This window comes from Stenotrophomonas sp. S41 (genome assembly GCF_016624625.1).
GTDB lineage: Bacteria > Pseudomonadota > Gammaproteobacteria > Xanthomonadales > Xanthomonadaceae > Stenotrophomonas.
Map to the genome: position 1 here is coordinate 1 of NZ_JACVTV010000128.1, position 11,646 is coordinate 11,646.

11 protein-coding genes are annotated in these 11,646 nt (G+C 67.5%); all 11 read left to right on the forward strand.

Annotated features, from left to right (window positions below):
* The first annotated feature begins 146 nt into the window (after window positions 1-146).
* Window positions 147-710 (forward strand): hypothetical protein, encoded by a 564-nt coding sequence (locus IAE56_RS18745; protein WP_200753573.1) that lies wholly within the window; start codon window positions 147-149, stop codon window positions 708-710.
* A gap of 336 nt (window positions 711-1,046) precedes the next feature.
* The gene (locus tag IAE56_RS18750; RefSeq protein WP_108769376.1) at window positions 1,047-2,057 is read left to right on the forward strand and encodes an N-acetylornithine carbamoyltransferase; all 1,011 of its coding nucleotides are present in this window, start codon (window positions 1,047-1,049) and stop codon (window positions 2,055-2,057) included.
* A 119-nt stretch (window positions 2,058-2,176) separates the two neighbouring features.
* Complete coding sequence (locus IAE56_RS18755) at window positions 2,177-3,370, forward strand: argininosuccinate synthase (protein ID WP_200753574.1); 1,194 nt, start codon at window positions 2,177-2,179, stop codon at window positions 3,368-3,370.
* A 132-nt stretch (window positions 3,371-3,502) separates the two neighbouring features.
* A complete protein-coding gene (locus IAE56_RS18760; RefSeq protein ID WP_200753575.1) occupies window positions 3,503-4,591 on the forward strand; it encodes an acetylornithine deacetylase in 1,089 nt (362 codons plus the stop codon).
* A 24-nt stretch (window positions 4,592-4,615) separates the two neighbouring features.
* A complete protein-coding gene (locus IAE56_RS18765) occupies window positions 4,616-5,944 on the forward strand; it encodes an acetylglutamate kinase (protein WP_164075407.1) in 1,329 nt (442 codons plus the stop codon).
* Window positions 5,945-5,949: 5 nt separating this feature from the next.
* Complete coding sequence (locus tag IAE56_RS18770; RefSeq protein ID WP_108769372.1) at window positions 5,950-6,552, forward strand: GNAT family protein; 603 nt, start codon at window positions 5,950-5,952, stop codon at window positions 6,550-6,552.
* Window positions 6,549-7,502, forward strand: coding sequence for an N-acetyl-gamma-glutamyl-phosphate reductase (gene argC, locus IAE56_RS18775; protein ID WP_200753576.1), 954 nt, complete (start codon window positions 6,549-6,551; stop codon window positions 7,500-7,502). Before IAE56_RS18770 ends, argC begins: the two co-directional genes overlap by 4 nt.
* Before the next feature lie 33 nt (window positions 7,503-7,535).
* Complete coding sequence (gene argH / locus IAE56_RS18780; protein WP_200753577.1) at window positions 7,536-8,831, forward strand: argininosuccinate lyase; 1,296 nt, start codon at window positions 7,536-7,538, stop codon at window positions 8,829-8,831.
* Complete coding sequence (locus tag IAE56_RS18785; protein ID WP_200753578.1) at window positions 8,831-9,094, forward strand: YciI family protein; 264 nt, start codon at window positions 8,831-8,833, stop codon at window positions 9,092-9,094. Before argH ends, IAE56_RS18785 begins: the two co-directional genes overlap by 1 nt.
* Window positions 9,095-9,104: 10 nt before the next feature.
* Window positions 9,105-10,262, forward strand: a complete 1,158-nt coding sequence (gene proB / locus IAE56_RS18790) for a glutamate 5-kinase (RefSeq protein ID WP_200753579.1) — start codon at window positions 9,105-9,107, stop codon at window positions 10,260-10,262.
* Window positions 10,259-11,527, forward strand: a complete 1,269-nt coding sequence (locus IAE56_RS18795) for a glutamate-5-semialdehyde dehydrogenase (protein WP_200753580.1) — start codon at window positions 10,259-10,261, stop codon at window positions 11,525-11,527. The genes proB and IAE56_RS18795 overlap by 4 nt, the downstream gene beginning before the upstream one ends.
* Window positions 11,528-11,646: the final 119 nt, after the last annotated feature.

Genomic DNA, 11,646 nt, shown 5'->3' on the forward strand with positions numbered 1-11,646 from the left:
ACGGCAAGCTGTCGCGCCGTGATCCGGAGGAAATGCTGGCCGGTGCCCGCGCCGAGGGGTGGGCAGGAACTGCGCGGACGGGTAATGTTCAGCCCCTGCCGGTCGTCACTGCCTACACTATCGCCGTGCCCTTTCTTCCATCGCCAATGAAATCCACCGCGTTGCTGACCCTGGCCTGCCTGTCGGCGGCGCCGGTCGTGGTCCAGGCCCAGGAGGCCGAACCCCGCAACCGCGTGGTGATCGTGGAGAACGTGAAGTTCGACTACGCCCAGGTGCTGAACGTCGAGCCGGTGTTCCAGACCCTGCGCGCGACCCGGACCGAGGAGCACTGCGAGCCGATCTCGACCCGCACCCTGGCCCCGGTCAACGTGACCGGCGAGGAGCCGGTGGAAGACAAGGGCCGGATCGGCCGCTTCTGGGACTCGGTCCGCTCGATGTTCAAGCGCAGCGACGAGGAGGCCGCCCAGGAGGTGGCCGCCGAGAATCCGACCCCGGCCCCGGCCAACAACGGCCCCATGCTGACCCGCGACTGCAAGATCGTGCCGGTCGGGCGTGAGTTCCGCCGGCCCATCGCCTATGACGTGGACTACGTCTACAAGGGCACCAAGTACCGCTCGCGGCTGCCTGAAGACCCGGGCAACCGGCTGAAGATCCGGGTGTCGATCACCCCGTGGGTGGGCCCGGAACAGGCCACCGCCGGTACCCCCTGATCTGCCTGGCCGCAGGGTCTTGCGCCGACCCCGCCCCCATGCAAAGATAATCGACCATGAAGCTCACCGACTTCCAGCACGACAGCAGCGCCGCCCGCCAGGCCACTGGCATGACGTCGCGTGCCCGTCGACCGGAACCCCACATCCTCGCTGGGTAACCGGAGCTTTCTGCTGTTCGTCCGATGAAAACCCAGCCTCCCGGCTGGGTTTTTTCGTTTCCGCGCTTCAAAAGTGCATGTTCCGAAAGCTTCATCTGCAACTTTTTCGCTCCACCCTGTTTGCCTGTTCTCCCTTCCACCGCGCCGAGCCACCGGCGCCGCCACGCAAGGAAAGATGATGTCCCCCAAGCACTTCCTGAACACCCAGGACTGGAGCCGCAGCGATCTTGACGCGCTGCTGACCCAGGCCGCGCTGTTCAAGCGCAACAAGCTCGGCGACCAGCTCAAGGGCAAGTCGATCGCGCTGGTGTTCTTCAACCCGTCCATGCGCACCCGCACCAGCTTCGAACTGGGCGCGTTCCAGCTCGGCGCCCACGCGGTGGTGCTGCAGCCGGGCAAGGATGCGTGGCCGATCGAGTTCAACCTCGGCACGGTGATGGACGGCGACACGGAAGAGCACATCGCGGAAGTAGCCAAGGTGCTGGGCCGCTACTGCGACATCATCGCCGTGCGTGCGTTCCCCAAGTTCCAGGACTGGGCCTACGACCGCCAGGACATCGTCCTCAACAGCTTTGCCAAGTACTCGCCGGTGCCGGTCATCAACATGGAGACCATCACCCACCCGTGCCAGGAACTGGCCCACGTGATGGCGCTGCAGGAACACTTCGGCACCCAGGACCTGCGCGGCAAGAAGTACGTGCTGACCTGGACCTACCACCCCAAGCCGCTGAACACCGCCGTGGCCAACTCGGCGCTGACCATCGCCACCCGCATGGGCATGGACGTGACCCTGCTGTGCCCGACCGCCGACTACATCCTCGACGACCGCTACATGGGCTGGGCCGAGCAGAACGTCGCCGAGAGCGGCGGTTCGCTGAAGATCAGCCATGACATCGACAGCGCCTACGCCGGTGCCGACGTGGTCTACGCCAAGAGCTGGGGCGCGCTGCCGTTCTTCGGCAACTGGGAGCCGGAAAAGCCGATCCGCGACCAGTTCAAGCACTTCATCGTCGACGAACGCAAGATGGCGCTGACCAACAACGGTGTGTTCAGCCACTGCCTGCCGCTGCGCCGCAACGTCAAGGCCACCGACGGCGTGATGGATTCGCCGCAGTGCATCGCCATCAACGAAGCCGAGAACCGACTGCACGTGCAGAAGGCGATCATGGCGGCGGTTGCCGGGCGCTGATTCAAACAAGGGTAGAGCCGACCGTTGGTCGGCTGCTCCCCCCGCGGCGCATTCAACATTCCAGCCGACCAACGGTCGGCTCTACCGAATTCCCATCCCCCCAAGTGGACCTGATTCCCATGAGCAACAAAGACGTCGTTCTCGCCTTCTCCGGCGGCCTGGATACCAGCTTCTGCGTGCCCTACCTGCAGGAGCGCGGCTACAACGTGCACACCGTGTTCGCCGATACCGGCGGCGTGGATGATGAGGAGCGCGATTTCATCGAAAAGCGTGCCGCCGAGCTGGGCGTTGCCAGCCACCAGACCGTCAACGGTGGCCCGGCCATCTGGGAAGGCTTCGTCAAGCCGTTCGTGTGGGCCGGCGAAGGCTACCAGGGCCAGTACCCGCTGCTGGTCTCCGACCGCTACCTGATCGTCGATGCCGCGCTGAAGCGTGCCGCCGAACTGGGCACCAACATCATCGCCCACGGCTGCACCGGCATGGGCAACGACCAGGTCCGTTTCGATCTGGCCGTGAAGGCCCTGGGTGACTACCAGATCATCGCGCCGATCCGCGAGATCCAGAAGGAACACACCCAGACCCGCGCCTACGAGCAGAAGTACCTGGAAGAGCGCGGCTTCGGCGTGCGCGCCAAGCAGCAGGCCTACACCATCAACGAGAACCTGCTGGGCCTGACCATGTCCGGCGGCGAGATCGACCGTTGGGAAGCCCCGGGCGAGGGTGCCCGCGGCTGGTGCGCACCGCGCAGCGAGTGGCCGGAACAGGCCCTGACCGTGACCCTGAAGTTCGTCGAAGGCGAAGCCGTCGAACTGGACGGCAAGGCGCTGCCGGGCGACCAGATCCTGGCCCAGCTCAACAAGCTGTTCGCCCCGTACGGCGTCGGCCGTGGCGTCTACACCGGTGACACCGTGATCGGCCTGAAGGGCCGCATCGTGTTCGAGGCCCCGGGTCTGGTCTCGCTGCTGGCCGCGCACCGCGCGCTGGAAGATGCCGTGCTGACCAAGCAGCAGAACCGCTTCAAGCCGGACGTGGCACGCAAGTGGGTGGAGCTGGTGTACGAAGGCTTCTACCACGACCCGCTGAAGACCGACATCGAGGCCTTCCTGAAGTCCTCGCAGGCCAAGGTCAACGGTGAAGTGGTGCTGGAAACCCGTGGTGGCCGCGTCGACGCGGTGGCCGTGAAGTCGCCGCACCTGCTCAACACCAAGGGTGCCACCTACGCGCAGTCGGCCGACTGGGGTGTGGAAGAGGCTGAGGGCTTCATCAAGCTGTTCGGCATGAGCTCGACCTTGTACGCGCAGGTCAATCGCTGAGCGATTGACCACGCATTCCGCCTCAACCCCGCGCCGTTGGCGCGCCCCCTTCAACAAGAAGGGGGCTCTCCACCAGACGCATTACGGTAGCGCCGGGCCATGCCCGGCGGAATCCCACAGGATTGTTGATTCATGCTTGAACAGACGCTCGATCACCTGCAGGCCCTGGTGTCCTTCGACACCCGCAACCCGCCGCGTGCGATCACCACCGGTGGCATCTTCGATTACCTGCGCGCGAACCTGCCCGGGTTCAACGTCGAGGTGATCGACCACGGTGCCGGTGCGGTCAGCCTGTACGCCGTGCGCGGTACGCCGAAGTACCTGTTCAACGTGCACCTGGATACCGTGCCGGACTCGCCGCACTGGAGTGCCGACCCGCACGTGATGCGCCGCCTGGATGACCGCGTGGTCGGCCTCGGCGTGTGTGACATCAAGGGCGCGGCCGCTGCGCTGGTGGCCGCGGCCAACGCCAGCGATGGCGACGCCGCGTTCCTGTTCTCCAGCGACGAGGAAGCCAACGACCCGCGCTGCATCGCCGCGTTCCTGGCCCGTGGCCTGCCGTACGAAGCAGTGCTGGTGGCCGAGCCGACCATGAGCGAGGCCGTGCTGGCCCACCGTGGCATCAGCTCGGTGCTGATGCAGTTCGCCGGCCGCGCCGGCCATGCCTCGGGCAAGCAGGATGCGGCGGCCAGTGCATTGCACCAGGCCATGCGCTGGGGCAACCGCGCGCTGGATCATGTGGAATCGCTGGCCTCGGCGCGTTTCGGCGGCCTCACCGGCCTGCGCTTCAACATCGGTCGCGTCGAGGGGGGCATCAAGGCCAACATGATCGCCCCGGCCGCGGAAGTGCGTTTCGGCTTCCGCCCGTTGCCGTCGATGGACATCGATGCGCTGCTGGCCACCTTCGCCGGTTTTGCCGAACCGGACGCTGCGCTGTTCACCGAAACCTTCCGTGGCCCCAGCCTGCCGGCCGGTGACATCGCCGAAGCCGAAAACCGCCGCCTGCTGGCGCGCGACGTGGCCGATGCGCTGGAGCTGCCGATCGGCAACGCGGTGGACTTCTGGACCGAGGCCTCGCTGTTCTCGGCCGGTGGCTACACCACGATGGTGTTCGGCCCGGGCGACATCGCCCAGGCGCACACCGCCGATGAGTTCGTGACGCTGGACCAGCTGCAGCGCTACACCGACGCCGTGCATCGCATCATCGCCGCCGGCGCCTGATACCTACCTTCTGACGAAACCGAAATGTCTCCTGCCCTCCAGCCCCACCGCCAGACCCGCCAGACCATCGTGCGCCTGCTTTCCAGCATGGCCAGCGCGAAGGAGATCAGCCAGTACCTCAAGCGTTTCTCGCAGCTGGACGCCAAGCGCTTCGCCGTGGTCAAGGTCGGCGGCGCGGTGCTGCGCGATGATCTTGAAGCGCTGACCTCCTCGCTGTCGTTCCTGCAGGAAGTCGGCCTGACCCCGATCGTGCTGCACGGCGCCGGCCCGCAGCTGGATGCCGAACTGTCGGCCGCCGGCATCGAGAAGCAGACCGTCAACGGCCTGCGGGTGACCTCGCCGGAAGCGCTGGCGATCGTGCGCCGCGTGTTCCAGCAGTCCAACCTGCGCCTGGTCGAGGCCCTGCAGCAGAATGGTGCGCGCGCCACCTCCATCACCGGCGGCGTGTTCGAAGCCGAATACCTGGACGTGGATACCTACGGCCTGGTCGGTGAAGTGAAGCGGGTCAACCTGGCCCCGATCGAGGCCAGCCTGCGTGCCGGTTCGATCCCGGTCATCACCAGCCTGGGCGAGACCGCCGGCGGCCAGATCCTCAACGTCAACGCCGATTTCGCCGCCAACGAGCTGGTGCAGGAACTGCAGCCGTACAAGATCATCTTCCTTACCGGCACCGGCGGCCTGCTGGACGAGTCGGGCAGCGTGATCGATTCGATCAACCTGTCCACCGAATACGACCACCTGATCGCGCAGCCGTGGATCCACGGCGGCATGAAGGTGAAGATCGAGCAGATCAAGGATCTGCTGGACCGCCTGCCGCTGGAATCGTCGGTGTCGATCACCCGCCCCGCCGACCTGGCCAAGGAACTGTTCACCCACAAGGGCTCGGGCACGCTGGTGCGCAAGGGTGAGAAAGTGCTGCGCGCCACAGGCTGGGACGAACTGGACCTGCCGCGCCTGAAGGGCCTGATCGAATCCAGCTTCGGCCGCACCCTGGTGCCGGATTATTTCGAGAAGACCAAGCTGCTGCGCGCCTACGTCAGCGAGAACTACCGCACCGCGGTCATCCTCACCGACGAAGCCGAAGGCGTGTACCTGGACAAGTTCGCCGTGCTCGACGACGCGCAGGGTGAAGGCCTGGGCCGTGCGGTCTGGAACGTGATGCTGGAAGAAACCCCGCAGCTGTTCTGGCGCTCGCGCAACGGCAACCCGATCAACCACTTCTACTACGCCGAATCCGATGGCTGCTACAAGCAGAACACCTGGAAGGTGTTCTGGTTCGGCGCCGATGGCATCGACCGCATCAGGACCTACGTCGACCACTGCGCCGCGCGCCCGCCGAGCCTGAAGGACTGAGCGCGATGAACCACGCCGATGCCTGGTCCACCGTACCCACCCTGCGCGGCCAGCACGTGATGCTGGAGCCGCTGCAGGTTGAGCATGTGCCCGGCCTGGCCGCGGCGCTGCAAGGCAGCGGCCTGGACCAGCTCTGGTACACCCAGGTGCCGTCGCCGGAGCGGGCAGGGCACTACGTGCAGGCCGCGCTGGACGTGCAGGCCGAAGGCAAGGTGCTGCCGTTCGTGATCCGCGATGCGGCCGGCGTGATCGTCGGCAGCACGCGGTTCTATGCGCTGGAACCGGGCGTGCCGCGGCTCAGCCTCGGCTACACCTGGTACGCCCCGCGCGTGCAGCGCACCGGGGTCAACACCGAGGCCAAGCTGCTGTTGCTGCAGCACGCCTTCGAGACCCTGGGCTGCATCAGCGTGGTGCTGGAAACCAGCTGGTTCAACCACACCTCGCGCGCTGCCATCGCCCGCCTCGGCGCCAAGCAGGACGGCGTGCTGCGCAACTACACCCGCCATGCCGACGGCACGCCGCGCGACACCGTCATCTTTTCCATCATCGACGCGGAATGGCAGGGCGTGAAGCGCCACCTGCAGCACCGCCTGGACCATCACGCATGAACGATTCGACTTACACCCTGGGCATCGTCGGTGCCCGCGGCCACACCGGCGCAGAGCTGATCAAGCTGGTTGCCGCGCACCCGCGCCTGCAGTTTGCCTTCGTGTCCTCGCGCGAACTGGCCGGCAAGCCCCTGGCCGACCATCACCCGGAATACACCGGTGAGCTGCACTACGAAAACCTGGACGCCGATGCGGTAGCCGCCAAGGGCGTGGACGCGGTGATCCTGGCCCTGCCCAATGGCCTGGCCGCACCGTTCGTGGCCGCCATCCAGGCCGCCAAGCCGGAGACCGTGATCGTTGATCTGTCGGCTGATTACCGCTTCGACGGCCAGTGGTACTACGGCCTGCCGGAACTGACCCGCGGCCGCTACCAGGGCCAGAAGCACATCAGCAACCCGGGCTGCTACGCCACCGCGATGCAGCTGGCGATCCACCCGCTGCTGGACCTGCTGGCCGGCCCGCCGCAGTGCTTCGGCGTCTCCGGTTACTCCGGCGCCGGCACCTCGCCCTCGGACAAGAACAATCCCGAGCTGCTGGCCGACAACCTGATGCCGTATTCGCTGACCAACCACATGCACGAGCGCGAAGTCTCCGCGCAGCTGGGCGTGCCGGTCGAGTTCATGCCGCACGTGGCCCCGCACTTCCGTGGCATCACCCTCACCGCCAACCTGTGGTTGAACCGCGCGCAGACCCGCGAGCAGATCGTCGAGCGCTTCCAGCAGGCCTACGCCGGTGAGCCGCTGGTGGAGATCGTGGACGAGGCGCCGTGGGTCAGCCACATCGCCGGCCGCCATGGCGCGCAGGTCGGTGGCTTCACCCTGGCCCCGGGCAACAAGCGGGTGGTGGTGGTGGCGACCCTGGACAACCTGCTCAAGGGCGCGGCCACCCAGGCCATGCAGAACCTCAACCTCGCGCTGGGCATCGACGAACTGACGTCGATCCCGCACTGACACCGCTTAGTTACCGCATTCCCGGAGCCCCCCATGGCAGACCTTCTTTGGCAGAAGCCCGGCGTCGCCGTCGACGCCCAGATCCAGACCTTCCTCGCCGGCGATGACGTGATCCTTGATCGCGAATTCTTCCTGCACGACATCGCCGCCAGCGCCGCGCATGCCCAGGGACTGCAGCACATCGGCATCCTCAGCGCCGACGAGCTGGAAGGCCTGCTGCGCGAACTGGAAGTGCTGGCGCAGGACTTCCGCGCAGGCCGTTTCGTGCTTGATACGCAGTACGAGGATGGCCACTCGGCCATCGAAGCGCGCCTGACCGAGCGCCTGGGCGATGCCGGCCGCAAGATCCACACCGGCCGCAGCCGCAACGACCAGATCCTGGTCGCCACCCGCCTGTGGCTGAAGGAAAAGCTGCAGCGCGTGGCCCAGATCAGCGCCGAAGTGGCCAAGGTCGCGCTGGATCGCGCGCAGGCCGAGAAGGACCTGCCGCTTCCCGGCTATACCCACATCCAGCGCGCCGTGGTGTCCTCGGCGGGCATGTGGTGGGCCGGCTGGGCCGAGGCCTTCATCGACAACGCCGTGCGTGCGCGTGATACCCATGCGCTGGTCGACGCCAATCCGCTGGGCACCGCCGCCGGTTACGGCGTGAACCTGCCGCTGGACCGCGAACACACCACCGCCGCGCTGGGCTTTGCGCGCATGCAGATCTCGCCGATCTACGCGCAGCTGTCGCGCGGCAAGTTCGAGCTGGCCGCACTGGAAGCGCTGGGTGGCGCGACCCTGGACCTGCGCCGCATCGCCTGGGATCTTTCGCTGTTCACCAGCGCCGAATTCGGCTTCGTCGCACTGCCGGCGCAGTACACCACCGGCAGTTCGATCATGCCGAACAAGCGCAACCCGGACGTGATCGAACTGATGCGCGCCACCCACGCCAGCGTCGCCGCTGCGCGTACCGAGATCGAGCAGCTGCTGTCGCTGCCGTCGGGTTACCACCGCGACCTGCAGTCGTCCAAGGGCGCCATCTTCCACGGCTTCGGCCGCGGCCTCGCTGCGCTGGAACTGCTGCCGGCGCTGCTGGCAAACCTGGAATGGCGCGACGACAAGCTGCGTTCGGCGATCGATTCGGGCATGTATGCCACCGACGTGGCGGTGGAAGCCGCCGTGGCCGGCGTGCCGTTCCGCGAGGCCTACAAGGCTGCGGCCGCCGGTGCCGACAGTGCAGGGCAGGGCCGCACGCCGGAAGGCAGCCTGGCCGCGCGCGTGTCGCCGGGCTCGGCTGCCGACCTGCGCCTGGACGAGCTGCGCACGCGCTGGCAGGCGCTGGCCTGATGGCGGGCACCGTCTACCTGGTGCTGGCCATGCGCCGGCCCGACTTCAACGCCGCCGCCGTGCAGCCGCACCTGGATTTCCTCGATGCACTGCGCGAACGCGGCCAGCTGCAGCTGACCGGTGGCTTCAGCGATGGCACCGGCGGCGCCTACCTGCTGTGCAACGTAGGCAGCCTGGCCGACGCCCAGGCCATCGTCGCCACCGATCCGCTGGTGACGATGCAGGCCTCGCACCTGACCGTGCACGAATGGAACACCCGCTGAGGCGCACCTGATGACCCTGCACGCCACCCACGTCGCCTCGCCGTTCCCCGAACAAGCGCTGCCGCCGTGGCGGCGTGCCGTGCTCAAGGTCGGCAGCAGCCTGCTGGCCGCCGATGGCGGTGGCCTGTCGCCGCGCCATGCGCTGGGCCTGGCCCAGTTCGTCTCGGCCAATGTGCTGGCCGGGCGCGAGGTGGTCATCGTCTCGTCCGGCGCGGTCGCCGCCGGCCGTGCCATCCTGCCGCGTGCCGATGAGCCGGGCGCGGCGATGGCCGCGCGTCAGGCACTGGCCGCACTCGGCCAGGCCCAGCTGATCGGGCTCTGGCAGCGCTTCTTCGAATGCCCGGTTGCCCAGGTACTGTTGACCCACGACGACCTGCGCAACCGCCGCCGCTACCTCAATGCACGCGCCACGCTGACCGAGCTGCTGCGCCTGGGAGCGTTGCCGGTGGTCAACGAGAACGACACCGTATCGGTGGATGAACTCAAGCTGGGCGACAACGATAATCTCGCCGCCACCGTGGCCGCGCTGGTCGATGCCGATGCGCTGTTCATCGCCACCGACATCGACGGCCTGTACAGCGCCGACCCGCGCACCGTCTCCGATGCGCGCCCGCTGCATGACGTGCCCGAGCTGGATGACGCGGTGCTGGCGATGGCCGGCGGTGCCGGTTCGCGCGCCGGCACCGGCGGCATGCGCACCAAGCTGGAAGCCGCGGCCAAGGCCGGCCGGCTCGGCATCGAAACCTATCTGTTCAACGGCCGCAGCGGCGACGTGGTGCGCGCGCTGGCGCAGGATCGCCTGTTCGGCACCCGCATCCACGCCGCGCGCAGCCGCGAGGCAGCACGCAAGCACTGGCTGCGTCACGCACCGCTGGCCGAAGGCGCGATCCTGATCGATGCCGGCGCGGCGCAGGCGATGCGCGAGAAGGGCGCCTCGCTGCTGCCCGGCGGCATCACCGGTGCCGACGGCGATTTCCGCCGCGGCGACATGGTGCAGGTGTGCTGGAACGCGCCACAGGGACGCCTCTGCGTCGCCCGTGGCGTCAGCCAGTACGCCGCCGATGACGTGCGCCGCATCGCCGGCCGCCATTCGCGCGACATCCAGGCCGTGCTCGGCTACAACTACGGCGGTACCGTCGTCCATCGCGACGATCTGGTGCTGCCATGACCGGACTGCAGGACACCCCCATGAGTGAGATCGAAGCGCAGGCACGTGGCTGCCGTGACGCGGCCCAGGTGGTCGCTGGCCTGGACAGCGCCGCACGCGGCAAGCTGCTGCAGGCCATGGCCCAGGCGCTGGAAATGAACGCCGGGCTGATCCTGGCCGGCAATGCCCGTGACCTCGCCGCTGCACGCGAGAAGGGCGTCGGCAGTGCGATGCTCGACCGCCTGGCACTGGATCCGGCGCGCCTGTTCGCGATGGCCGAGGCCGTGCGCGAGGTGGCCGCGCTGCCGGACCCGGTGGGGCAGGTGACCCGCGACGACGTGCGCCCCAACGGCATCCGCGTGCAGAAGGTGCGCGTGCCGCTGGGCGTGATCGCGATGATCTACGAAGCGCGCCCGAACGTGACCGCCGAAGCCGCCGCGTTGTGCCTGAAGGCCGGCAACGGCGTGATCCTGCGCGGTGGCTCGGAGGCGATCCATTCCAACACCGCCATCGCCCAGGCACTGGCCGCGGCGATGCAGGCCAACGGCGTGCCGCCGGCCGCGGTGACCGTGCTGACCGACCTGCGTCGCGAGGCCATGCTGGAGCTGCTGCAGCTGCACGAGCTTATCGACCTGGCCATTCCGCGTGGTGGCGAAGGGCTGATCCGTTTCGTGGCCGAGCACGCGCGCGTACCGGTCATCAAGCACTACAAGGGCGTCTGCCACCTGTTCGTGGATGCCAGTGCCGACCTGGACAAGGCCGTTGCCCTGCTGGTGGATGGCAAGTGCAGCCGCCCGGCGGCCTGCAATTCGCTGGAAACGCTGCTGGTGCACCGCGACGTTGCCGAGGTGTTCCTGCCACGCGCGGCGCAGGCGCTGGGCGAACGTGGCGTGCAGCTGCGTGCCGACGAACGCGCGCAGCCGCTGCTGCCGGGCAGCACGGCTGCCACCGATGAGGATTACGCGGCCGAGTTCCTCGACCTGGTGCTGGCAGTGCGCGTGGTCGACGATCTCGACGCCGCCATCGCGCATATCCGCACCTACACTTCCGACCACACCGAGGTGATCGCCACCGAAGACACGGCCAATGCCGAGCGCTTCGTCAACGCACTGCGCTCGGCGGTGGTGATGGTCAACGCCTCCTCGCGCTTCTCCGATGGTGGCCAGCTGGGGTTGGGCAGCGAGATCGGCATTTCCACCACGCGGCTGCATGCGTATGGGCCGATGGGCCTGGAAGCGCTGACGGTCGAACGTTTCGTGGTGCGCGGCGAAGGGCAGACCCGGTAGGGGTTTGTCTTGCAGGGCTTGCAGCCCTGCACCTGCTTTGAATCAACGTCAACGTCAAACGCGTGCATTCCGTGGGTTGGCGTGGTGGGTCCGGTTGAGGGGGACGCCGTAAATACGTC

What these genes read in the sequence shown, in the direction of transcription:
- IAE56_RS18745 (WP_200753573.1), top strand. Translation starts at nt 147, where the DNA reads ATGAAATCCACCGCGTTGCTGACCCTGGCCTGCCTGTCGGCGGCGCCG.
- IAE56_RS18755 (WP_200753574.1), top strand. Translation starts at nt 2,177, where the DNA reads ATGAGCAACAAAGACGTCGTTCTCGCCTTCTCCGGCGGCCTGGATACC.
- IAE56_RS18770 (WP_108769372.1), top strand. Translation starts at nt 5,950, where the DNA reads ATGAACCACGCCGATGCCTGGTCCACCGTACCCACCCTGCGCGGCCAG.
- argC (WP_200753576.1), top strand. Translation starts at nt 6,549, where the DNA reads ATGAACGATTCGACTTACACCCTGGGCATCGTCGGTGCCCGCGGCCAC.
- IAE56_RS18760 (WP_200753575.1), top strand. Translation starts at nt 3,503, where the DNA reads ATGCTTGAACAGACGCTCGATCACCTGCAGGCCCTGGTGTCCTTCGAC.
- argH (WP_200753577.1), top strand. Translation starts at nt 7,536, where the DNA reads ATGGCAGACCTTCTTTGGCAGAAGCCCGGCGTCGCCGTCGACGCCCAG.
- IAE56_RS18785 (WP_200753578.1), top strand. Translation starts at nt 8,831, where the DNA reads ATGGCGGGCACCGTCTACCTGGTGCTGGCCATGCGCCGGCCCGACTTC.
- IAE56_RS18795 (WP_200753580.1), top strand. Translation starts at nt 10,259, where the DNA reads ATGACCGGACTGCAGGACACCCCCATGAGTGAGATCGAAGCGCAGGCA.
- IAE56_RS18750 (WP_108769376.1), top strand. Translation starts at nt 1,047, where the DNA reads ATGTCCCCCAAGCACTTCCTGAACACCCAGGACTGGAGCCGCAGCGAT.
- proB (WP_200753579.1), top strand. Translation starts at nt 9,105, where the DNA reads ATGACCCTGCACGCCACCCACGTCGCCTCGCCGTTCCCCGAACAAGCG.
- IAE56_RS18765 (WP_164075407.1), top strand. Translation starts at nt 4,616, where the DNA reads ATGTCTCCTGCCCTCCAGCCCCACCGCCAGACCCGCCAGACCATCGTG.